Raw genomic sequence first — 23571 nt, 5'->3', positions numbered from 1 at the left:
TCCGGGGCGGCCGGGGTGATCACGGCCGCGGGCGCGGCGGCATGGACGACAGCGGGGCCGGGAACGGCAGGGCGGGAGCACGACGGTGATCCACGAAGTGGACGAGGTCCTCAAGAACCTTCTCGGCGGAGGCGCGTTGAGCGGTTCGGGCATCGACATCGCCTTCGACGCCCCCACCCGGGACTGGGCCGCGCGGCGCAACGCGCCCACCATCAACGCCTATCTGTACGACATCCGCGAGGACATCAACCGCCGTCAACGCGGACACGTCCCCGTGTACGACGAGCGGGACGTGGTCGTCAAGCGCCGCCAACCCCCGCGCTGGTTCCGGCTGTCGTACCTGGTGACGGCCTGGACGAAGCAGCCCCAGGACGAACACCGGCTGCTCTCCGCGGCGCTGGCCACGCTCATCCCGCGCGAACTCATAGCCCCCTCCGAACTGCCGGGAGCCCTGGGTGCGTTGGGCATGACCGTGCCGCTGTCGGTGGCCGGCATCCAGACCGAGGCCCGCTCGCTCGCGGAGATCTGGTCCGCGCTCGGCGGAGAACTCAAGCCCTCCCTCGACCTGGTGATCACCGCACCCTTCCCGGCCTACCCCGAGTACGACGCCGGCCCGCCCGTCACCGAGGGCGCCGCGGTCCGCCTGGGCACCATGGACTCCGCCGGGGACGGAACCCGGGCCGAGTCGGAGCGCGCGCACCGGCCCCACCAGGTCGCGGCTGCCCAGGAGGCCAGGAAAACGGCCCGTCGCAACCGCACCACGGGCAACCGCACATGACCGCCGGCGCTCCGCTCCCGCCGTCGGACCATGACGACGCCGGGTCGCTCCTCGTCCGCCTCGCCGAACTGCGCCAACGCACGGCGCTGTTGGTCGAGTACCGCTCCGCCGACGACCCCACCGCGAACGACCCGCTGCGCGGCCTGTACGTGTCGAACGAGGCGGTCCACCATCTGCTGCGCCCGGCGGAGCCCCCGCGGCTCGGGGTCGCCGAGCCCGTCGACGCGTACGCCGACCGCCTGACCGACCTCGCCCTCCGGCTCGGGCTGACCGGACTCGACGCCCTCGTCCTGCTCGTCGCGCTCGCCCCGGACCTGGACCGGAGCTTCGAGTCGCTGTACGGCTACCTCAACGACGACGTCAGCCGGCGCCGGGCCACCGTTGCGCTCGCCCTCGACCTCTGCGGCATCCCCGTCCACCTGGCCTCCGCGCGGGCCCGGCTGCACCCGGCGGCACCGCTGCGCGCGCTCGGGCTGCTCGACGTGGAGGAACCCGAACGCCCCTTCCTGAGCCGCTCGTTGCGCGTACCGGACCGGCTGCTGGCCCACCTCCTCGGCGACGACACCCCGGACGCCTCCCTCGCCGGACACCTCCACCCGCTGGACGCGGGCCCCGATCCGTACGGAGAACTCTCCGCCGGGCAGGGGCCGTACACCGGGCAGGAGTTGTACGGCACGGAGGAGCCCTGTGCCGGGCAGGAGCCGTCTCCCGACACCGCCACCGGCCTCTTCGTGCACCGTCTGGCCGCGCTGCTCGCCGCCGGTCCGCCGGTCACGGCCTACCTCCGTGAGCGGCGGGAGGGTGACGGGCTGCCCTCGATCGCCGCCGCCCTGCGCATCGCGGGCCTGCCGGCCCTGCGGTTCACCGGACCCGAGGACCGCGTGCCCGACCTGCTGCGCGAGGCCCGGCTGACCGGCCGCGCGGTGGTCGTCCAGGGGCTGCCGGACCGACCGGAGGCGCTGGTACGGCAGTTGGCGGGGGCGGCCGACGTACCGGTGCTGATCACCGGACCGCGCCCGTACGACCCGCAGTGGTCCGACACGGACCCGCTGGTCCTGGAGGCACCCCCGCGTGGTGCCGGTGCGACCGGTGCCTGGTCGGCGGCGCTCGGCGAGGAACCGGACTTCGACCTGGCCGCCACCGTCGCCCCGTACCACCTGGCCGGCGACCACATCGTCCGCGCCGCCCGCGCGGCCCGGGGCCTCGCCGCTTTCGACCGGACCCCGCTCACCCCCGCCCACCTGCGGCTCGCCGCCCGCCAGCAGTCCGCCTCGGGCCTCGAACAGCACGCCCGGCGCATCCGGCCCGCCGTCGACTGGCGGGACCTGGTGCTGCCCCCCGGCCCGCTCACCGAGCTGCGCGAACTCGCCCTGCGCGCCCGGCACCGCGACCGGGTCCTCGGCGACTGGCGGCTGAGCGCGGGCGGCGGCCGGGGCCGGGGCGTCCTCGGGCTCTTCGCGGGCGCCTCGGGCACCGGGAAGACGCTGGCGGCGGAGGTCGTCGCGGCCGAACTCGGCCTCGACCTCTACACGGTCCAGCTGTCCTCGATCGTCGACAAGTACGTCGGCGAGACCGAGAAGAACCTCGAACGCATCTTCACCGAGGCGGACCGCACCGACGCCGTCCTCCTCTTCGACGAGGCCGACGCCGTCTTCGGCAAGCGGTCCGAGGTGAAGGACGCCCACGACCGGTACGCCAACATGGAGAGCTCCTACCTGCTCCAGCGCCTGGAGTCCTTCGACGGCATCGCGCTCCTCACCACCAACCTGCGCGCCAACATCGACGAGGCGTTCACCCGGCGCCTCGACCTGGTCGTGGACTTCCCGTTCCCCGACGTCGAACAGCGCCTCGCCCTGTGGCGGCACAGCCTCGCCCACGTGCCCTGCGTGCCGGACGTCGACGTGCAGCCGGTGGCCTCGGTCTTCGAGCTGGCGGGCGGATCGATCCGCAGCGCCGTGGTGACCGCCGCCTACCTCGCGGCCTCCCGCGACGACCTGGTCACCGCCGCCGACCTGCTGGAAGGCGCCCGGCGCGAGTACCGCAAGGCCGGGCGCCTGGTGCCGGGCGAGGGGACCTGGTAGACCGCCTACCCGGCAACGGCCGCCTCACGGCGGGGGGTTCACTCGGCGGCGGGAACCGTGAACGAGACGGCTTCCAGCGCACGGGAGTTGTCGGTCGTGCCGCCGAAGTTGAATGCATTCCGCGGACCCGTGCACGTGGGCGTCTTGGTCCACTCCGCGCCCGTGAAGCGGATGTTGTGGCAGATCTGCCCGCTGCCGACGTTGATGGCGAAGCCTGGCATCACCTCGGCGTCGTCGTCGGTGCTGCCGATGTAGTTGTCGTCGCCGTCGGCGACGATGCGCGTCCACGGCGTCTGCCAGTGGGCCTGACCGTCGGTCGAATCCGGGTCGTGCGGCAGGGCGTTGGCAGAGGAGCCGCTGACGCCGTACACGGCGATGTTGAGGGCCGTGAGCGGCTTGCTCTGGCTGTTCCCCGCCATGGCGCCGTCGCAGGCAGGACGCTGCCAGCCCTCGCCCTTGATGAACGCCCGGTAGCAGATGTGCCGGCCCGTGGGGTCCGCCTCGGCCACGGCGTTCACCGCGGTCGCCGCCGTTTCCTCGGGCTCCTTCGGGGCCTTGGACTCGTCGCCCCCGCCGCCTCCGCCTGATCCTTCGGGCTGTGCGTCCTGCGTCGGCTGGGCGGGTTCGGTGGTGGGTGCGGTGGTGGCGGGTGGTGGGGCGAGGGTGGCTTGGGGGGTTGGTTGGGCGGCGAGGGTGGCGCTGGCTTCGACGAGTTTTTCGGTGGTGCCGCTGGCGATGGCGGGTTTGTGGCCGAACCAGAGGGCGAGGAAGGTGATGGTGAGGGCGATGAGGAGGCCGAGGAAGGTGGCGAGCCAGCGGGGGAGGAAGCCGCGTTGGACGAAGGTGCCGTCGACGGGGAGGGGTGTGGTTCCGGAGCGTTGGACGGTGAGGGTGTAGGGGCGTTGTTCTTTGGCTCCGAACCAGATGATTTTGCGGGGTTTGAGGGTGGTGGTGATGAAGGCGGCGCGGCCGGGTTCTATCTGGATGTTGCTGGGGCGGAGTTCGTAGGTGAGTTGGTCGCCGTTGTCGGTGCCGCCGAGGGAGGCGGTGAGTTTGGTGTTGCCGAGGTTGTCGATGGCGAGTTTGGGGCGTCCGCGGAGTCGGCCTTTGACGGTGGGTGGGACGAGTTCGGCGCGGAGTTCGGTGAAGGGGGTGATGGTGAGGTTGCCCTCGGGGACGGTGGTGGCTTCGGGGTGTTCGGTGGGGGTGATGCGGATGGCGTAGGGGTTGGGGCCGGCGGTGGCGTCGGGTGTGCGTGGGGGTGCGAACCTCAGCTCGACCGTGCCGGTGGTTCCGGGGTAGAGGCGCAGGGTGGGTGGTTCGACGGTGGTCCAGGGGGCGATGTCGCCGACGGGTTCAAAGCGGTACTCGTCGACCACGTCGCCGGTGTTGCGCAGGCGGAGTCGTACGGTGGTGCTGCTGCTGCCGGGATCGACCGTGGCCGACGCGGGTTCGAGAGAGGTCCATAGGCTCACCCGGCCACGTTAGATCAGGGGACAGCTGCCCTCATGTGGCCCACGGGTGAACGGAGTTGTCGCTGTCGTCGAAGGTGCCCGTCGAGGCGTTCCCGTGGTCTCCCCGGGCAGCCCGTCTGCCCCCGGGTGATGCCCCGCAGGGCATCCCGGGGGCACCGCCCGGGCGTATCCCGGGGCATCTCCACGGACGGGCCGGGCTCAGGGGATCTCGTTGATCTGCTCGCGGGTGAGGGCCTGGTCCCAGGCCGTGACCTCGTTGATCCGCCCGTCGAACTTGTCGGCGTTGGCGTCCGCGTACCTGGCCCGGCCGATGATGAACGCACCGGTCGTCGTGAACGGGTAGGGGTCCTGCACGGAGCCCTGGGGCGCGCCGTCGACGTAGAGCGTCTGGTTGCCGGTCGCGCCGTCGAAGACACCGACCAGATGGGTCCAGGTGTGCAGGGCCGCCGGGGCCAGGGACAGCGCGCGGTAGCCGATCGCGGCGTTGTCGCCACCGTCCGAGCGTGTCCGGGAGAATGCCCAGCGCTTCTCCCCCGGGGAGAACTGCAGGTAGAAGGTGCTGTTGTGCTTCCCGCTCTGGCTGACCGCGGTGGAGAAGTGAGCGGTGGTGTTGAGGTACACCCATGCCGAGATCGTGAAACTGCTGCCCGGACCGGTGGGCACCACCGGTCCGGTCGAGATCATCTGACTGCTCGAACCGTTGAACGCGCCGGCGCCACCGTGCCCGTCGGCGCCGGTCACGTCGGTCACCGTGAGCGGGTGGGCGCCCGTTTCGTCCTTGCCCAGGGCGCCGGGCCTGACCAGCCACTGGCCGATCGGATCCGGTACCTCGGGGGGCTTCGGGTCCGAGGAATCTCCCCCGCCTCCGCCTGATCCTTCGGGCTGTGCGTCCTGCGTCGGCTGGGCGGGTTCGGTGGTGGGTGCGGTGGTGGCGGGTGGTGGGGCGAGGGTGGCTTGGGGGGTTGGTTGGGCGGCGAGGGTGGCGCTGGCTTCGACGAGTTTTTCGGTGGTGCCGCTGGCGATGGCGGGTTTGTGGCCGAACCAGAGGGCGAGGAAGGTGATGGTGAGGGCGATGAGGAGGCCGAGGAAGGTGGCGAGCCAGCGGGGGAGGAAGCCGCGTTGGACGAAGGTGCCGTCGACGGGGAGGGGTGTGGTTCCGGAGCGTTGGACGGTGAGGGTGTAGGGGCGTTGTTCTTTGGCTCCGAACCAGATGATTTTGCGGGGTTTGAGGGTGGTGGTGATGAAGGCGGCGCGGCCGGGTTCTATCTGGATGTTGCTGGGGCGGAGTTCGTAGGTGAGTTGGTCGCCGTTGTCGGTGCCGCCGAGGGAGGCGGTGAGTTTGGTGTTGCCGAGGTTGTCGATGGCGAGTTTGGGGCGTCCGCGGAGTCGGCCTTTGACGGTGGGTGGGACGAGTTCGGCGCGGAGTTCGGTGAAGGGGGTGATGGTGAGGTTGCCCTCGGGGACGGTGGTGGCTTCGGGGTGTTCGGTGGGGGTGATGCGGATGGCGTAGGGGTTGGGGCCGGCGGTGGCGTCGGGTGTGCGTGGGGGTGCGAACCTCAGCTCGACCGTGCCGGTGGTTCCGGGGTAGAGGCGCAGGGTGGGTGGTTCGACGGTGGTCCAGGGGGCGATGTCGCCGACGGGTTCAAAGCGGTACTCGTCGACCACGTCGCCGGTGTTGCGGAGGCGGAGTCGTACGGTGGTGCTGCTGCCGGGATCGACCGTGGCCGACGCGGGTTCGAGGGAAGTCCATAGGCTCACCCGGCCACGCTAGGACGGCACGGGGGCCCGGTCATGTGGCGGCGGGGCAGGAGCAGTCGGCCGTAGGGGCCGACGGGATGCCTGATAGGCCGCCCGGGTCTTCCCCCAAGCGTGACCCACTGCCTCCGGGTGTGCCCGGGAGGCCCTTCCGGGGGACGGAGGGGCAGTGGTAAGCAGGGAACCGGACCCGGAGGAGCGTCCGTCCGGCCCGCTCCGGGCGGAGACCTGCCGCTCCCCGGCCGATGGAGATGCCGCGCCCGTCCGGGACGGAAGAGGCCGGAGGCCGTCGCGAGGCCGACGCGCGGTCACTCGCGGGGTGTTTCGGGAGCGACCGGCTGCCCTCAAGGGCAGCACCAGTGCCCCCGAACAGGTCCCGGAGGACGTTTCGGCGGCCCTCCCGCACGGGTGAGAGTGGCAGTGGTTCCTGTCTCGTACCCCGAGGAGAGCAGAACATGCCGTCCTATCTGTCGCCCGGCGTCTACGTCGAGGAGGTGGCCAGCGGCTCGCGTCCCATCGAGGGAGTGGGCACGTCGGTCGCCGCCTTCGTGGGGCTCGCGCCGAGCGGTCCGCTGAACGAGCCGACCCTGGTCACCAACTGGAGCCAGTACGTGGCGTCGTTCGGTGAGTTCACCGACGGGTACTACCTCGCGCACTCCGTCTACGGCTTCTTCAACAACGGCGGTTCCGCGGCCTACGTGGTCCGGGTGGGCGGCTCCGCGGAGGGCGTGTCCTCCGAGGGCCCGGCCGGCTCCGGCCGCGCCGCCGTGAAGGCTTCCACCGCCCCGGCCGCGCTGGAGGCCGGCGAGTTCCGGCCGCTCGGCGGGTTCTCGGTCGCGGCCATCGCGCCCGGCACGAGCGGCGCGCTCAGCGTCGAGGTGACGCTTCCGGAGGACGACAGCCCGGCCGACCGGTTCAAGCTGACGGTCAAGGACGGCGACAAGGCCGTCGAGACCTTCGACGTGTCCGCCAAGAAGGGCGGCCGTACCTACGTCGTCACGCAGGTGAAGGAGCGCTCCAAGCTCATCACCGTGGCCGAGGCCGCGCCCGCCGGGCAGCTGGTCCGGCCGGACGCGCAGACGGTGGCCCTCGTGGCCCCGTCGGCCGCCGCCCCCGCCGTGCCCGCCGACGCCACCGACTCGTACCCCGGAGCGGCCCGTTACCTGGGCGACTCCGCGGACCGCACCGGTTTCGGCGGCCTGGAGGCCATCGACGAGATCTCCATGGTCGCGGTGCCCGACCTGATGGCCGCCTACCAGCGCGGCGCGATCGACCTGGAGGCCGTCAAGGCCGTCCAGTTGGGCCTGATCGCGCACTGCGAGCTGATGGGCGACCGGGTCGCGGTCATCGACCCGCCCCCGAGCCTGAATGCCCGTCAGATACGGGTGTGGCGCCAGGAGACGGCTGGCTACGACTCCAAGTACGCGGCCCTGTACTACCCGTGGATCAAGTCCTTCGACCCGTCCGTCGGGCAGTCGGTGCTGATCCCGCCGAGCGGCCACGTCGCCGGCATCTGGGCCCGCAACGACTCCGAGCGCGGTGTGCACAAGGCCCCCGCCAACGAGGTCGTGCGCGGTGCGGTGGACCTGGAGACCCAGATCACCCGTGGTGAGCAGGACCTGCTCAACCCGATCGGCGTCAACTGCATCCGGGCCTTCCCCGGCCGCGGCATCCGCATCTGGGGTGCCCGGACCGTCTCCTCGGACCCGGCCTGGCGCTACCTGAACATCCGCCGCTACTTCAACTACCTGGAGGAGTCGATCCTCCTCGGTACCCAGTGGGTGGTGTTCGAGCCGAACGACCACGCCCTGTGGGCGCGCATCCGGCGCAACATCTCGGCGTTCCTGACCAACGAGTGGCGCAGTGGCGCCCTCTTCGGCCAGCGCCCCGAGGAAGCCTTCTACGTCAAGTGCGACGAGGAGACCAACCCGCCGGAGTCGGTCGACGTCGGCCGTGTGGTGTGCGAGATCGGCATCGCGCCGGTCAAGCCCGCCGAGTTCGTGATCTTCCGACTGGCCCAGTTCTCCAGCGGCAACGGAGAGCTGGAGGAGTAGCAGCCGATCCGGGTGGTGACCGGCCGTTCCCGGCAGGTCACCACCCGGGCCCCGGGCTCCGGCCCGGTCGGTCCCGGGCCCGGTCGGCTCCACCGCCGTAGCGCCATCCCACAGACCTTCACAAGGACAGCGAACACATGAGTCTCCAGCCGGGTGACGCCCTCACCTCGCACAATTTCGGCCTGCAGATCGACGGTGTCATGGTCGAGTACCTCGCCGAGGTCAGTGGCATGAGCATCGAGCAGGACGTCATCACCTACCAGCAGAACACCCCCAACGGCCAGAACGTGGTCAAGAACATGCCGGGTGTGAAGAAGAACGGCACCTGCACGGTCATCCGCGGTATGACGCAGTCGGCTTCGTTCACCCAGTGGATCAACCAGTCGATCTCCGGCCAGATGACCACGGCCCGCAAGAACGCCTCCATCATCATGATGGACTTCCAGAACAACCCGGTGAAGCGCTATCACCTGCGCAACGCCTGGTGCAGCAAGATCGACGCGAGCACGGTGAAGGCCGGCGAGGCGTCCGCGCTCACCGAGACGGTCACCATCGTGTTCGAAGAACTGGTCATCGAGTAATGCGCCGTTCGGCCGCCAGGGCCGGCGGGTTCGCCCCGGAGTCCGGTGCGGAGGCGGCCCTGCCCGCGCCCACCGCCGTACCGGACGCCCAGCCCGCCGCGCAGTTCCCGCAACCGCCCCAGCGGGAGCAGGTGCCGCCGCAACAGCAGCAACGCTACGAGCTGCGCACCGAGTTCGCGTTCCAGCTGCCGCGTGGTTACGTGGACGAGTCGGGCACCGTCCACCGGGACGGGGTCATGCGGCTCTCGACGGCGCGCGACGAGCTCGTCCCGCTGCGCGACGTGCGCGTCCAGGAGAACCCGGCGTTCCTGTCGGTGGTGCTGCTGGGTCGGGTGATCACCCGGCTCGGCACGCTGCCGATGATCCACGACGGCATCGTGGAGAACATGTTCGCCTCCGACCTGGCCTTCCTGCAGGACTTCTACCGGCAGATCAACGCGGAAGGCCACACCCGCGCGTCGGTGGAATGCCCGCACTGTTCCGAACCCTTCGAGGTCGAACTCGGCGGGAGCCGCCTGGGGGAATCGTGACGTACGCGAACGACCGGCTGCACGAGGAGATCGCGTACGTCGCCTACCACTTCCACTGGAGCCTGGAGCAGATCCTGGACCTCGAACACCAGGACCGCCGCCGCTACACCGACCAGATCGCGTCCTTCGTGACGCGCGCAGGCGCGGAGGGCTGAGCCGTGGGGTTCCTGGACCGGTTCACGTCCGGGCGGGCAGGCGGTGCGCGTACGGGCACGGGCGCGAGTGCCGCGTCGACCACGGGCGCGGCGGCCGTGACGTCCGAGGGCACGGTGGCCGTACCGTCCGCGGGCGCGTCGGCATCCGCGCACGGTGGTGCCGACGCGGGTCGGGCGGCCGCGGCCGGTCCGACGGGCGGCCGTGCGCCGGTCGCCGCGTCCTGGACCGGCCTGCCGCCGATCCAGCGCGCCGTGGCCACCGGCCCGGCAGGGGTCGCGGACTCCGGTTTCGGCGGCCGGCTGCCGACCTGGCAGAACCCGTCGTTCATGGGCACCGCGTCCCACGCGGTCCTGGACGGCCGGTCGTCCTCGGTGCTCGGCAGCGGTACGGTCCCGGCGTCGGCCCGTCCCGTACCCGGCCTCGAACGCCGCGCGGGCGCACTGCCGTTGGCGGGCAACGACGCCACGGTGCAGCGCGCCCCGGCGGTACCGCTGCGGGCCCTCCCCGCGAGCCTCCCGAGCCCCGCCGCCCCGGGCTCTTCCGTCCCGGGCTCTTCCGCCCCGCGGGTGCGCACCGGGCGAACGGTGACCGCCGTTACTCCGGCTGCGGCTCCGGCTCCGGCCGTGACTCCGGCTCCGGCTCAGGTTTCTTCGGGCCCGGCCGTGCAGCGGAGCGCCTCGCCGGTCCCCGGCCCGGGTGCCGGGGCTGTACGGAGCAGCGCCGCGACGACCGGTCCGGGCCCCGTGGCCGGACCCACCCCGGCTCCGGCCTCCGCCCCGGCCCCGGTGCCGGTACGTCATGCCGGTGCGGCCGGCTCCGGGACCCCGGCCCCGTCCACCTCGGCCCGTGCGGGTCTGCGGGTGACGCCGGTCCCGGCGAGCCCCTCGCCCCGGCCGACACCCCTGACCCGGGCGCAGCCCGGGACGGCGGTGCAGCGGCGGTCCCTGCCGGTCACCCGCCGCGGCGTGGCTCCCGCGAGTGCGGCACCCACGGGTACGGCCGCCCCGGGCGGCGCCCCGGCGAGCGGCGCCGCACCGCGTGAGGGCGGTACGGCGGGGGAGTCCTCGGGCGGAGGTTCCGGCCCGACGGGCCCTGGTCCGGCGCCTTCTAGCCCTGCGGGTTCCGGCCGCGCGGGTTCCGGCCCGGCCGTGCAGCGTTCGGCGGTACAACCGCCGGTGGCACAACCGCCGGTGGCGCAACCGCCAGTGGCACAGGCGTCGGTGGTGCAGCGTTCGGCCGTGCAGCCGACCCGGCATGCGACGGCGGGCCCGACGCCCGCGGCCCCGGTCGTCTCCGCAGCGCCCGCGGCGCCCGTCGTCTCCGCAGCGCCCGCGGCGCCGGTCGGGGACACCTCGGCGGGGGCCGTCGGGCCTGTCGGCAGCCCTTCCCCGGGCGGGAGCCCGGGGCGGCGTGGCGGTGGCGTCGGAGCCCCGGCCGGTACGGACTCCGGTCCCGCCCGGCCTCCGGTCGCGCCGGGCTCTTCCGCCGGTGGCGGCGCGCGGGCGGCACGCGGTGGTGCTCCGGTGCAGCGTGCGGTGGCCGACGGTGCGCCTTCACCGCTGCCTTCACCGGCGCCTTCACCGCGGTCGGCCGGCGCCGCTCCCGGAGCGGCCCTGCCCTCGGCGGCCCCGGTCGTGCCCGTCGCGCGTACCGCAGGGCTGCCCGTCGTCCAGCGAGCGCCCGATTCCGCTCGGCGGCCCGCGTCGGCCGCCCCCGGCGGGACGCAGGGCGGAGCCCCCGCGTCGTCGCCGAGCCCCGGCGGCGGTCCGACGGCTTCACCCCGTACGGCTCCTGCGGCGACCGGCTCCACGCCGACGGCTCCGGGCGGCTCCCGCCCCTCGTCCGGGACGCCGTCCGGCGCACCCGCCGGCGCGGCGTCCGGCCCGGCGCCGGTGGCTCCGCCGGTACCGGGGACCGTCGTGCAACGCGCCTCCGGCCACCCGGGCATCCCGGCCCCCGGGCCCGCCCCGGCGGGCGACCCGGGACCGATGCGGGAGCCTTCCGCTCCCGCACTCGCCTCCGCTCCCGCCCCGGCACCAGCCCCGTCCCCGTCCCCGGCACCGGCACCGTCTTCCGCGCCCACGTCCGGCTCGGCTGCCCCGGCCGGCCTTCCCGTTCAGCCCGGCACCCCCGTCCAGCGGGCGGCCGCCCGCTCCGGCGTCGCGGGGCAGGCTGCAGGGCGGACCACCGGCTCCTCCGCCGTACCGCCCGTCCGGGCCAGCGCTGCCCGTCCGGCGGCCCGCGCGGGTCTGGGGGCTCCGATCGCCTCGGCGCCTCCGGCCCGCACCCCGGCCCCCGCTGTCCAGCGGGCCGTGGCCGCACCGGCCCCGGCCCCGTCCGTGAGCGCCGTCCCGTCCCCGTCCCCCGTCCCGTCCCCGTCCCCCGTCCCGTCTCCGTCGCCTGTCCCGGCTTCGTCCCCTGTCCCGTCGCCGTCGCCGTCGCCGTCATCGTCGTCGCCTGTCCCGTCTCCGTCGCCGGTGACTCCGCGACGCTCACCCCTCGGTGCCCCGATGGGCGCCGTGCCCACCGACGCCGCGCCGATGTCCGCCCGGTCCGTGCGGCCCGCGCCTACGCCCCGGGCTCCGGCCCCGCGTACGGCTCAGCCACCGGCCGCCCGCCCTCTCCCCCCGGTCCCGCCGCTCCCCTTCGTGCAGCGGTCACCGGCGCGGCAGGAGTCACCGGCGCAGCCGGAGCCGTCGAGGCCGCAGGCACGGATCCCGCACGCCTCGACGCCACCGTCCCCGTCGGCACATGCCTCGGCGCCACACGCCCCGGCGCAGTCCCCGGCGCCGCACGCCTCGATCCAGCGGGCTCAACTCCGGCGCACCGAAGCGTCGTTGGCGCCGACGCCTCTCCCGGTGGCCGCGCCCGGCCCCGTACAGCCACCGCTCCCCGCCGCGACGGTGCCGCCCGGGCCGCTGCCCGCCGCGACCACCCCGCCCGGGCCGCTCCCGGCCGCGCTCCAGCGCAGCGTCGCTGCGGCTCCCGCGAAGGCGGTGCCGCTGCGTCGCCCGGCGGATCAGCCCCGGTCGGCGGCCGGTCACTCCGCCGCCGTCGTGGCGCCGCTCTCGGCCCCTGCGGCGCACGCGGCTCCGGCGGCCCCGATGCCGGTCGTCCAGCGGCTCTTCGGCCGGCACTCCAAGGGGACCAGGCCGACCCAGGCCCGGTCCGGCCCGTCCGCGATCGGCAGCCTCGCGGCCGCCGCCGCGGCCACGGTCGCCGGATCGTTCACGCACTCCGCGCCGCCCGCGCGCCCGCCCTCGCCGCCGCCGTACACGCCGGCCGGACCGCCGCCCCCCTACACCCCCGCCTCGGCCTCGGGGTCGTCCGCACCGCCTCCGTACGACCCGCCGCCGGAGTACACGCCGGTCCCCGACGGCACGTTCGATCCCAAGGAGCTCACCGAGTTCCAGCTCGACGCGCTGGCGCACCAGCTCGTCGGCCGGATCACCAGGCTGATCCGTACCGAACTCCGCCTGGACCGCGAGCGGATCGGCAAGCTCCGCGACCCGCGCCGCTGACCCCGCCGGCCACGGTCGGACACCGCCGCCAGAACCGCCCGGAACCGCCCAGAAGTATCCAGAGCCGCACCGCACCGCACCGCCCCGCACGCACGACAGAGAGAAAGGTCCGCCGAGATGCCCTCCAGCCTGGACCCGGGCTCCACCATCTGGTTCTCCCTCAGCATCGACGGCGAGAGCCTCGGCTACTTCAACGGGTGCGAGGGGCTGTCGTCCGAGGTGGAGATCGAGCACCACCAGGAGGGCGGCAACAACGGTTTCGTGTGGGCGCTGCCGACCCGGGTCACCTTCTCCACGATCCGGCTGACCCGTCCCCTCACCCCGGACACGGCGAAGGTCGCCAAGTGGATCTCATCCGTGCAGACCGGGATCACCCGGCCCACCGCGCAGATCGCGGCGCTGCGGGCGGACGGGTCGGAGGTGGCCAGCTGGGGGCTGATCGACGTGCTGCCGGTGCGGTGGACGGGGCCGACCCTCGACCCCGGGAGCCCGGCCGTGGCGACCGAGGTCCTGGAGATCGTCCACCACGGATTCACGAACTGAGAGGCGGCCGACACCATGGCCAAGGGCAGCAAGGGCGCCGGCAAGAGCCTCGTACGCGCCAACCTGGCGATCCACGAACCCCCGGTGGGCGACAGCATGACGCCCGGCGGGATCATCGAGACCTTCGCCTTCGACTTCAACCCGGCGCAACTCTCGCTGAGCCGCCGCGCGTTGTGGACGGCGACCCCGGCGCAGATCGAACGGACGGGTGCGAAGCCGGAGTTCATGGGTGTCGAGGCGATGCAGATGGGGCTGGAGATCTTTCTCGACTCCTCCGACAAGCCGACCGGCAACACCGTGCTGAAGAAGGTGGAGTCGCTGCTCGACTGCTGCGAGGTGACCCTGCGCAGCATCGGCGCCAAGAAGCCCTCGCCGCCGTGGGTCGTCTTCCAGTGGGGGGCGTTCTCGACGGTGCGGTTCACCGCCTACATCAGCTCAGTCGACGTCTCGTACACGGTCTTCGGTACGACGGGCGTGCCCATCCGGGCCACCGCCCGGTTGCAGCTGACCGAGATCCCCAGCAAGACCAGGGGCCAGAACCCGACGTCCGGGGCGCTCACCGCGCAGCGCGTCCACCGGGTCGTGGCGGGCGACTCGCTGCAGTCGCTGGCCTGGCGGGAGTACGGAAGCGCCGCCGCCTGGCGGTCGATCGCGAAGGCCAACGGGATCGACGATCCCCGGGTCCTGCCCCCCGGTACCGAATTGATCATGCCGTCCGCAGAGGAGGTGCGTGGCTGATGGTGCGCGCCGCGTACTCGAGTGTCGTCGACGTCATGATCGGCGGCGCCAAGGTGCCGCCCAATCTCACCGACTCCCTGGTCGAGAGCCATGTGGACCAGGGGATGGGTGTGCCCGCCGCGTTCCGGCTCACCTTCCGGGACCCGTACCGGACGATCCTCGGCAAGCTCGGGGTCACCTTCGGAACCAGTGTGGTCATCACACCGATCGCCGACGGGCACGGGGCCGGCGATCCGCTGCTGACCGGCGAGGTCACCGGCCTGGAGGTCGACTACGACGGCACCGGCACCTTCGCCGTGGTCCGGGGTTACGACCTCGGGTACCGCCTGCTGCGCCGGCGCCGGGTGACCGCCTTCCGCAGCCAGACCGCGTCCGACATCGCCCGGAAGCTGGCCGCCCAGGACGGGGTGCCCGTCGGGCGGATCGAGTCGACGAAGACGGTGTACGAGTTCATCAGCCAGTCCAACGTCACCGACTGGGACTTCCTCGCGCGGCTCGCCGACGAGAACGAGATGGTGATGTCCGTCGACGCGAAGGGCAAGTTCCAGTTCGTGTCGCCCAAGCCGTCCTCCGGCGCCCCCTCGCCGAGCACCGAAGGCGACAAGAGCCCCTTCGTGCTCCAGGCCGGCCACGACATCCTGCGGCTGCGCGCCGCCGTGACCGCCGCCGACCAGGTCGGCAAGGTCGAGGCGCGCGGCTGGGACGTCACGACGAAGCGGGAGCTCACCGCGGTCTCCCCGGCAATCTCCAACCCGGCCTTCGGGATCGGTACCACCCCGGGCGCCGCCGCCGGGAAGTTCGGCATGGCCCCGCTGGTCGACACGGGGACCCCGTACGACAAGCAGGCCGAGGTGAAGTTCGCCGCCGACGCGCTCGCCGACGACGTCACCTCCTCCTTCGCCGAGGTGGAGGTCGTCGCGCGCGGCAACCCCAAGCTGCGGCCGGGCATTCCGGTGGCGTTGGCCGACGTGGGCAAGCCCTTCGAGGGCAAGTACACCGCCACCTCGGTGCGCCACCTCTTCGGCGACGGCAAGCACTACGAGACCTGGGTGACGGTCAGCGGACGCCAGTGGCGCTCGCTCTACGGCCTCACCTCCGGCGGCTCGGAGACCGCGCCCCGGCTGCCCAGCGTGGCCAACGCCCTGGTCACCGACGTCAACGACCCGTTGAAGCAGGGGCGCGTCAAGCTGCGGTTCCCGTGGCTGGACGACACCTACGTCAGTGACTGGACGCGCACCGTGCAGATGGGCGGTCTCGCCGGCGGCGGGATCTTCCCGCTGGACGTCAACGACGAGGTGCTCGTCGGGTTCGACCGGGGCGCCCTGGACCACCCGTTCGTGATCGGCGGGCTCTACAACGGCAAGGACGTGCCGACCCCCGTCAAGGACGTGCCGCTGCACGAGGCCACTCGGCGCAAAGCGGCCCGGCACACCGTCTCCGACCGGGACGGCAACCGTATGGACCTGCTCAGCCAGAAGACCGGAGGCCGCAAACAGGGCGTCCGGCTCGCCTCCGGGGACGACCGGCTGACCATCCATCTGGACCGGACCCGCACCGAGATCGTCGTGGACAGCAAGGGCGCGGTGAAGATCACGGGCAGCCGGTCGGTGTCGGTGGAGGCCGGTACCGATCTGACGCTCAGCGCCCGGCGCGCCCTGACCATCAAGAGCGGCGGGCCGCTCAGCATCAGCGGTGGCGGGGCGGTCAACGTCAGGTCCGCGGGCGAGCTGGGGCTGAACTCGGTCGGCGTCCTCAACATGAGCGCCGTGGGCGCCGCGATGCTCACCGGCGGCGGAACCGTGCAGGTCACCTCGGCCGTCAACACCACCATCAAGGCCCCCACGGTCCTGGTCACGGCCCCCGTGTTCCTGGCCAACGACCTCCCGGTGATATGAGCGAGAACCCCAACGAAAGGCAGGAGCAGGTCTGATGGCCGAGCAGTTCGTCGGGTCCGGCTGGTCCTTCCCCCTGCGCATCGGACCCACCGGCGGGATCGCCCTGGTCAGCGGGGAGCGGGAGGTCGAGGAGGCGATCCGGCTGGTCCTGTCGACGGCGCCCGGGGAGCGGCCGATGCGGCCGGACTTCGGATGCGCCATCCAGGACCTGGTGTTCGCCCCGGTCAACGAGCAGACCGCGGGCCGGATCCAGCACGAGGTGTACGCCAGCCTCGACCGCTGGGAACCGCGCATCGAGGTCGACGACGTCGAGGTCACCGTGGGCTCCGACCAGTCCGTCCTCTACATCGACGTCCGCTACTCGATCCGCGGCACCAACAACCCCCGCAGCCTCGTCTTCCCGTTCTACGTCATCCCGTCCCACGACGAGCCCGACACCGGCCCCCACCCGGACAACTCCCCCGAAAGCGACCGTTGATGGCCCTCCCCTCCCCGAACCTCGACGACCGCCGTTTCCAGCAGTTCGTCGACGACGCCAAGCGCTACATCCAGCAGCGCGCCCCGGAGTGGACCGACCACAACGTCTCCGACCCGGGCATCACCCTCGTCGAGACGGTCGCGCACATGGCCGACGAGGTCGTCTACCGGCTCAACCGGGTACCGGAGAAGAACCACTTGGCCTTCCTGGACCTGGTCGGCATCACGTTGTTCCCGCCCTCCGCCGCCCGTACGGACGTGACGTTCTGGCTCTCCGCGCCGCAGGAGGAGCCGGTGACGATACCGCTCGGCACCGAGGTGGCCACCCCGCGCACCGGCGACGAGGAGGCGGTCGTCTTCGCGACCGAACGTGAACTCACCGTGTGGAGCAGCTCGTTGAGCCACCTCCTGGTGCAACGGCAGGGCGAGGCGGCCCTGGACCGCACGCACGACCTCGCCGACGACGGGAAGGACGTGCTCTGCTTCTCCGAGTCGCCCTCCCCGGGCGACTGCATGCTGCTGGGTCTGACCAGCGCCGTGCCGCACTGCGCGGTCGCCCTGGAACTGGACAGCCGGGTCGACGGCGTCGGCGTGGACCCGCGCCAGCCGCCCCTGGTGTGGGAGGCGTGGACCGAGGACGGCTGGCAGCTCTGCGAGGTCGACCGGGACGGCACCGGTGGCCTCAACCGGCCCGGAGAGGTGGTCCTGCACGTACCCGGCGGGCACGTGCTCTCCCGCAACGCCGGCCAGGAGGCCGGGTGGCTGCGGTGCCGGGTCACCGAACCCCACCCCGGCCAGCCCTTCTACACCACCTCGCCCACCGTCCGGTCCGCCGAGGGCTTCACCATCGGCGGCACCGCCCCCGTCGTCCACGCCGAGACGGTCTACGACGAAGCGCTCGGCGAGTCCACCGGGCTGCCCGGCCAGCGGCTGCGGCTCACGCACGCGCCCGTGGTCGGCGACACCCCGCCGGTACTGCTCCAGACCGCCGAGCACGAGGGATGGACGGACTGGGAGGTCGTCCCGCACTTCGCGGCCTCCGGCCCGGACGACCGCCACGTCACCGTGGACGCCGCCACCGGCGAGATCGCCTTCGGGCCCGCGGTGCGCGAACCCGACGGCACCCTGCGCCGGTACGGGATGGCCGCCCCCAAGGGCTCACCCGTCCGCGCCCACCGCTACCGCACCGGCGGCGGCCGGGCCGGCAACGTGGCGCGCGGCGCCGTGCAGGTCCTGCGCACCTCCATCCCGTACGTCTCCGAAGTCGTGAACCGCGAGGCCGCACGCGGCGGGGTGGACGGCGAGACGGTCGAGGAGGCGAAGGTCCGCGCCCCGATCACGCTGCGCGCCCAGGAGCGCGCGGTGACCCTGCGCGACTACGAGGAGCTCGCCCGCCGGGCCGCACCCGAGACCGCGCGCATCACCTGCCTGGAGGGCGAGGAGAGCGAGTACGGCGCCTACGCCGTAAGGGTGTTGGTGGTCCCGCAGGCCGTGCCGGACCCGGGTGGCCGCCTCCGGTTCGAGCAACTGGTGCCCGGTGAAGCGCTGTTGGAGCGCATCACCCGGCACCTGGACGAACGGCGCCTGATCGGGACCCGGTTGGCGGTCGGCCCGCCGTTCTACCAGGGCGTCACCGTCGTCGCCACCGTGCACGCCTTCCGGGGCGTCGACACCGACCTGGTACGCCGACGGGTCCACGACGCCCTCTACCAGCACCTCGACCCGCTGACCGGCGGAGCCGACGGCAAGGGCTGGCCGTTCGGACGGCCCGTCCAGGCCGGTGAGGCCTTCGCGGTGCTCCAGCGGATTCCCGGCGTCGAGCTGGTGGACGAGGTCGTGCTCCACCCCGCCGACCCGCTCACCGGAAAGCGCGGCGAGGCGACCAACCGCATCGACCTGTCGCCGCCTTCGCTGGTGTTCTCGTACGACCACCGCGTCCGCGTGATCGGGGACTCGGCGGACGGCGACCGCACCGGGGGGAGCCGAGGATGAGAGGCTCCATCGACGGACTCGGCTCCTCGGCGCCCATCGGCGCGATGCTGCCCGCCGTCTTCGCCGACGACGACCTCGCCCTGCGCTTCGTCGCCGGACTCGACGAGGTCGTCGCACCCATCCACACCGCGCTGGACTGCGTCGACTCCTACTTCCGGCCCTCGCTGGCGCCCCTGGACTTCGTCCGGTGGCTCACCGCCTGGGTCGGCGCGGAGACCGACGGCACCGAAACCGAGGCGCTGCTGCGCACCGCCGTGGCGACCGCCGCCTACCTCCACCGCATCCGCGGCACCCGGCGCGGCCTGGCCGAAACGGTCCGGCTCGCCTTCGGCGTCGCACCGGAGATCAGCGAGAGCGGGGCGGCCGACTGGACCGCCCGCCCGCTCGGCCCGATCCCCGGCCGCCCGCGCCCCCATCTGCACGTACACCTGAGGCTGCCCGAGCCGACCAAGGCGGACCACTACCGCCTGGACGGCATCGTGGCCGCCGCCCGGCCCGCCCACATGCCGTACACGGTCCAGGTGACCGCCGGCGATCCGTCCGAAAGGACCTCGGAGAGATGACCACGCAGAACTGCGCCGAATGCGGCACCCGCGCGGAACCGGGCCAGTCGTTCTGCGACGCGTGCGGGGCCGTACTGAGCTGGGCCGACCGCGGGGCCCAGGCCGCCGCCGCGAGCACCGCCCGCGCCCAGGGAGCGGCAGCCGAAGCACCGTCGCGGGACGCGGCGTCCGGCGGCCCGGCGACCCCGCCCCCGTCCGCCGGCCGGGCGGCCCCGTCCGACGGCCCGGCGCCCGCCGACCCCGGCTGGGACGCCTTCGCCCGGTCCGGCGGCGGCGCGGGACTGCCCCGGCAGTCGCGGCAGCCGCGGACCGCCGAGGAGAACGGCGCGTACCAGGAGGCGTACGACGGCGGATCCGCCGCACCGACGGAGCGCACCCGGCCCTCCGGACGCGGCGCGTACCAGGACCGCGACGAGCCCGACACCCAGGAGGTCCCCGGGGTGACGGACGACTGGGCGGCCAGAACGGCGGCCAGGAACGCCGGCGGAGGAGCGGCCGGAGCGGCGGCGGACGACTGGCCCACCGCGGGTGCGGCGGACGACTGGCCCGCCGGGGCGGCGACGGACGACCGGCCCGCCGGGGGTGCGGCGGACGACTGGCCGGCCGGAGCGGCGGCGGCGGACGACTGGCCCGCCGGAGAGGCCGACGGAGGCGCGGACGGCCGGGAGATGTCCGACCGCGCCCGCCGGCTCATCGTCCCGGTCGCCGACCCCGGCCCGGTGGCGGCCCCGTCCGTCGCCCCCGTCCTGCCCGGCCGGCCGGCCCCCCAGCGCCCCCAGTCCGTACAGGCCCCGGGTGAGCAGCTCGGCTTCGACGGCGGCACGCCCTGCCCCTGGTGCAGCACCCGGAACCGCCCCGACCGGCACTTCTGCACCCGGTGCGCGATGCCCATGGCGGGCGACCAGCACGCACCGGGCCGCCGACTGCCTTGGTGGCGACGGATGTTCGACTCCAGCAGCCGGGAGACCCCGTGGGCCGGCGACCGGCCCCGGGTGCGCCGTACCTTCGACCGCGTGCTGAGCTGGATCGGCGCGGCGATCGTGCTGACCCTGGTGATCGTGGCGGCCGTCCACATCCCCGACGGCATCCGGGCGACCCGCGACCACTTCGCCAAGCGCGCCCCCCTCTCCCCGGACCACGTCTCCGCGTCCCGCTCCTACCCGGGGCACAAGCCGGACTCCTCCTTCGACAAGATCGAGAACACCTGGTGGGGGCCGGGGGTCTCCGAGTCGGGCCAGGGCCAGTGGATCGAGGCATCCTTCGACTCCCCGACCCGGCTGCTGAACGTGCTGGTCACGCCGGGCGTCTCCAAGCGCGCCGACAAGAACACCGAGCAGGCCCTCCCGCACCTCATCGACGTCACCGTCACCCGGTCCAGCGGCGAGGTCACGCACAGCCGGCTCACCCTGGACGACGGGGCCGGCAGCCAGGCGCGCAACTTCCGCTACGACGACGTCACCAAGGTCCGCTTCACCATCGAGTCCGCGTACCACACCTCCCAGAAGAAGCAGGTCGCCGTCGCGGAGATCGAGTTCTTCGGGCCGTCGCACTCCGGCGACAACTGACAGGCAGCACGTGGGCGGTGGCGACGGATCCGCGTCGCCGACAGCCAACGCCGAAGCCCGGACCGGGAGTTATCCGGTCCGGGCTTCGGTGTGCGGCGGCCGGGCCGGTCCGCGCACGGCGGGCCGCGGCCTCCGTGTGCGTGAGCGCCACTGCGCGAGGCGGAACCATTCGCCCGCGACGGCCGACTGTTTCCAGCGGGGACAGGAATCGGCGGAGGGCACGAGCGGGCGGCGGAGCCTCCTCGCCGGGCCGGCGTACTGAGCGGTGGGAGAGTGGTTCTGTGGGGATCTCGCTCGTGGGGGCGTTCCAGTTGTGGCTTCCGGCGGCGGCCGTCAGCGCGTTCGTCGCCCACCGGGTCCGGCGCGGACGGGCCCGGGGATTCCTGCGGCCGGGTCCGGTGATCGCCGTCGGTGGTGCGGCGCTGCTGAACGCCGCCACCGTCTGGTTCCTCGGGTTCTCCCGGATCGGGCTGGACATCCGGGAGTCCTGTGAGTACGCGAACGGCGTCCGGTTCGACGAGCGTTGGAACGAAGCGCACTACGGGGAATCGCAGAACTTCTTTCCCCTGCACGCGAAATGCAGTGCGACCGTGGATCTCGTTCCCGCCTGGGTGAATCCGGCCTTCGTCGTTCTCGTCCTTCTCGCCGGTGCCTGCCTGTGCCTGGCCGTCTTCCTCGGCGTGCGAAGTGGCGTGCGAAGCGTCGGGAGCCGGGGCAGCGGGAGCCGGGGTGGCGGGAGGCTCACCGCCCCGCGGAACCCCCGTACAGATCCCGCCGTGCCGTCGTGAAGCGGCGCAGGGCGTCGGGCAGCGGGGCGATGCCGATGCCGGGGGAGGTGGGGACCGGGAGGTGGCCGTCCTGGAGGACGAACGGCTCGGTGATGTCCTCGGCGAAGTAGCGGCTGGAGGCGGAGGTGTCGCCGGGCAGGGTGAAGCCGGGCAGCGCGGCGAGGGCCAGGTTGGGCGCGCGGCCGATGCCGGTCTCCAGCATGCCGCCGCACCAGGCGGGCACGCCGTGCGCGGCGGCGACGTCGTGCAGGCGGCGGGCCTCCAGGTAGCCGCCGACCCGGGCGGGCTTGATGTTGACGACCCGGCAGGCGTCCATGGCGATGGCGGAGGCGGTGTCGCGGGCGTTGTGCAGCGACTCGTCGAGGCAGACGGGGGTGGCGATGCGGCGCTGGAGGAGGGCGTGGGCGTGGAGGTTGTTCTCCTCCAGCGGCTCCTCGATGAGCAGCAGGCCGAACTCGTCGAGGCGGCGCAGGTGTTCGGCGTCGGCCAGGGTGTAGGCGGTGTTGGCGTCCACCTGGAGCGGCAGCTCGTCGCCGAACTGTTCGCGGACCGCGCGGACGGGCTCGACGTCCCAGCCGGGCTCGATCTTCAGCTTGATCCGGACGTATCCCTCGGCGAGGTAGCCCGCCACGTCGTCCAGGAGCTCGGGGACGGAATTCTTGATGCCGACGGACACACCGGCGGGCACCCGGTCACGGACGGCGCCGAGGTAGGTGGCGAGGGACATCTCGTGGGCCCGCAGCTCGGCGTCGAGCACGGCCGTCTCCAGGGCGGCCTTCGCCAGCTCGTGGCCCTTGATCTTCGCCATGGCGGGGGCGAGGGCGGCCGTCGTCAGCCCGGGCCGGGCGGTGACCCGGGGGAGCAGGAAGTCGCGGATGACGGTCTCCGCGCCGGAGACGTACTCGGAGCAGTACAGCGGCTCGGGGTCGGCGGCGAACTCCGACCAGCCTTCCGCCTCGTCGGTGACGACGTGCAGCAGGAAGGTGTCCTTGGTGGTCATCGTTCCGAAGGAGGTGCGGAACGGGGTGACCAGGGGGATGGCGACGTGGACGAGTTCGACGCGGTCCAGCTTCATGCCGGGGAGCCTTCCTGGACGGGCGCGGCGGCCGGGGTGTGCGGTGCGGCGGGGGCTTGCGGTGCGGCCGGGGTGTGCGGTGCGGCAGGGGTGAGGGTGTACCAGCCGTCGCGGGACATCGAGGTGGCGGTGTACCCGTCGGCGAACGCCCGGGTGAAGACCTCGCGGACGGCGTGGCGCCAGCGCAGCGCGAGCGCGGGGTCGGCGGCGCGCAGCTCCACGATGTCGTCGGGGACCCGGCAGCGGACGGTCTCCCCGGCGCGGACGGCGAGCGGGGCGCCGTCGGGGGCGGTGGCGAGGACGACGGGCGTACCGGCGGGCTCCGCCGTCTGCGCCGCCTCTGCCGTCTCCGCCGTCTCCGCGGGGGTACGGTCCCCGGCGGCCAGGTCCCAGGTGACGGTGAGGCGGTCGCTCTCGTCGCCGTCGTTCAGCCCGTCGGCCATCGGACCGTAGAAGTCCACCAGGTACTCGGTACCCGCACCGCCCAGCTTCACCAGGTTGAAGCGGGCGTTGCGCCCCACCAGCGGGTCGAACGTCCAGCGCATCGTGCGGGCGCCCCGGTCGAGGGCCCAGACCCGCTGCGCCTCCTTCACGGCGAGCCCCACACCCCGGTCGCTGGTACGGGCGGCGGCCACGAAGGAGTACACGTCCAGCGCCGACGGCTCCCCGAACACGGCGACGGCCGCGCCGCACAGCTCGCCCCGCTCCGTGTACGCGGCGTGCACCGCGCCGCCCGCGTGCACGAGGCTGTGCAGCACCTCGGCCGGGTAGGGCGGGGTGCTGCGCGGGGTCTGCCACACGTCGCTGAAGAAGTCGGCGACGGCCGCGATACCGGGCACGTCGTGGACGGTGCGGGTGGTGACTCCGGCCGCGCGCGCGGTGGCCGCGGCCCGGTCGCGTACTGAGGGTGTCGCTGTCATGTCTTGAGTCTCCGCGCGCCCCTTCCGCAACTGGTTGTCCGTAGGGACAAGGGGCCCCTAAAGTCGTGTTGCGATCGGCCAAAG

Annotated in this window: 19 protein-coding genes; 15 read left to right on the top strand and 4 right to left on the bottom strand. The window is 73.2% G+C overall.

All coding sequences use genetic code 11. The annotated features are described in order from the left end of the window. Positions 1-85 precede the first annotated feature (85 nt). Both ACWCWD_RS02740 and ACWCWD_RS02735 read left to right on the top strand, forming a co-directional pair. Entirely contained in the window at positions 86-778 is a 693-nt protein-coding gene (locus tag ACWCWD_RS02740; protein WP_450769725.1) for a DUF4255 domain-containing protein, read from the top strand. Further along, entirely contained in the window at positions 775-2859 is a 2085-nt protein-coding gene (locus ACWCWD_RS02735; RefSeq protein WP_450769724.1) for an ATP-binding protein, read from the top strand. Before ACWCWD_RS02740 ends, ACWCWD_RS02735 begins: the two co-directional genes overlap by 4 nt. A gap of 38 nt (positions 2860-2897) precedes the next feature. On the opposite strand, the gene ACWCWD_RS02730 is transcribed toward ACWCWD_RS02735, so the two are convergent. Then, a complete protein-coding gene (locus ACWCWD_RS02730) occupies positions 2898-4334 on the bottom strand; it encodes a hydrolase (RefSeq protein ID WP_450769722.1) in 1437 nt (478 codons plus the stop codon). A gap of 198 nt (positions 4335-4532) precedes the next feature. Continuing rightward, on the bottom strand, positions 4533-6092 hold the full coding sequence (locus ACWCWD_RS02725) for a LamG-like jellyroll fold domain-containing protein (RefSeq protein WP_450769720.1): 1560 nt from the start codon (positions 6090-6092) through the stop codon (positions 4533-4535). Between the two features lie 452 nt (positions 6093-6544). Between ACWCWD_RS02725 and ACWCWD_RS02720 the strand changes: the two genes are divergently transcribed. The 13 genes from ACWCWD_RS02720 (at position 6545) to ACWCWD_RS02660 (ending at position 21492) form a co-directional block, all read left to right on the top strand. After that, entirely contained in the window at positions 6545-8143 is a 1599-nt protein-coding gene (locus ACWCWD_RS02720; RefSeq protein WP_450769718.1) for a phage tail sheath family protein, read from the top strand. A gap of 137 nt (positions 8144-8280) precedes the next feature. Next, on the top strand, positions 8281-8724 hold the full coding sequence (locus ACWCWD_RS02715) for a phage tail protein (RefSeq protein ID WP_327177127.1): 444 nt from the start codon (positions 8281-8283) through the stop codon (positions 8722-8724). After that, complete coding sequence (locus ACWCWD_RS02710) at positions 8724-9254, top strand: hypothetical protein (protein WP_450769716.1); 531 nt, start codon at positions 8724-8726, stop codon at positions 9252-9254. Before ACWCWD_RS02715 ends, ACWCWD_RS02710 begins: the two co-directional genes overlap by 1 nt. After that, positions 9251-9409 (top strand): DUF6760 family protein, encoded by a 159-nt coding sequence (locus ACWCWD_RS02705; protein WP_266707268.1) that lies wholly within the window; start codon positions 9251-9253, stop codon positions 9407-9409. The genes ACWCWD_RS02710 and ACWCWD_RS02705 overlap by 4 nt, the downstream gene beginning before the upstream one ends. A gap of 2838 nt (positions 9410-12247) precedes the next feature. Beyond that, positions 12248-12931, top strand: coding sequence for a hypothetical protein (locus ACWCWD_RS02700; protein WP_450769714.1), 684 nt, complete (start codon positions 12248-12250; stop codon positions 12929-12931). A gap of 117 nt (positions 12932-13048) precedes the next feature. Then, positions 13049-13474 carry a phage tail protein gene (locus tag ACWCWD_RS02695; RefSeq protein WP_390958581.1) on the top strand — a complete coding sequence of 142 codons (426 nt, stop codon included), beginning with the start codon at positions 13049-13051 and terminating at the stop codon, positions 13472-13474. A 15-nt stretch (positions 13475-13489) separates the two neighbouring features. Beyond that, on the top strand, positions 13490-14212 hold the full coding sequence (locus ACWCWD_RS02690; protein WP_450769713.1) for a CIS tube protein: 723 nt from the start codon (positions 13490-13492) through the stop codon (positions 14210-14212). Continuing rightward, positions 14212-16107, top strand: coding sequence for a VgrG-related protein (locus ACWCWD_RS02685; protein WP_450769712.1), 1896 nt, complete (start codon positions 14212-14214; stop codon positions 16105-16107). Before ACWCWD_RS02690 ends, ACWCWD_RS02685 begins: the two co-directional genes overlap by 1 nt. Positions 16108-16141: 34 nt before the next feature. Further along, entirely contained in the window at positions 16142-16585 is a 444-nt protein-coding gene (locus ACWCWD_RS02680; protein WP_450769710.1) for a GPW/gp25 family protein, read from the top strand. Further along, a complete protein-coding gene (locus tag ACWCWD_RS02675) occupies positions 16585-18576 on the top strand; it encodes a putative baseplate assembly protein (protein WP_450769708.1) in 1992 nt (663 codons plus the stop codon). Before ACWCWD_RS02680 ends, ACWCWD_RS02675 begins: the two co-directional genes overlap by 1 nt. Continuing rightward, on the top strand, positions 18573-19139 hold the full coding sequence (locus ACWCWD_RS02670) for a phage tail protein (RefSeq protein ID WP_450769707.1): 567 nt from the start codon (positions 18573-18575) through the stop codon (positions 19137-19139). Before ACWCWD_RS02675 ends, ACWCWD_RS02670 begins: the two co-directional genes overlap by 4 nt. Beyond that, on the top strand, positions 19136-20704 hold the full coding sequence (locus ACWCWD_RS02665; protein WP_450769705.1) for an NADase-type glycan-binding domain-containing protein: 1569 nt from the start codon (positions 19136-19138) through the stop codon (positions 20702-20704). The genes ACWCWD_RS02670 and ACWCWD_RS02665 overlap by 4 nt, the downstream gene beginning before the upstream one ends. Positions 20705-20985: 281 nt before the next feature. Continuing rightward, positions 20986-21492 (top strand): hypothetical protein, encoded by a 507-nt coding sequence (locus tag ACWCWD_RS02660; RefSeq protein ID WP_450769703.1) that lies wholly within the window; start codon positions 20986-20988, stop codon positions 21490-21492. Here the strand turns inward: ACWCWD_RS02660 and menC are convergent. Both menC and ACWCWD_RS02650 read right to left on the bottom strand, forming a co-directional pair. Then, positions 21446-22567: an o-succinylbenzoate synthase gene (menC, locus tag ACWCWD_RS02655; protein ID WP_450769701.1), complete on the bottom strand. Its 1122-nt coding sequence runs from the start codon at positions 22565-22567 to the stop codon at positions 21446-21448. The genes ACWCWD_RS02660 and menC overlap by 47 nt on opposite strands. Next, on the bottom strand, positions 22564-23487 hold the full coding sequence (locus tag ACWCWD_RS02650; RefSeq protein WP_450769700.1) for a chorismate synthase: 924 nt from the start codon (positions 23485-23487) through the stop codon (positions 22564-22566). The genes menC and ACWCWD_RS02650 overlap by 4 nt, the downstream gene beginning before the upstream one ends. Positions 23488-23571: the final 84 nt, after the last annotated feature.

It is taken from the genome of Streptomyces sp. NPDC001493, from assembly GCF_053597235.1.
This window is presented reverse-complemented; position numbering and strand designations above follow the sequence as displayed.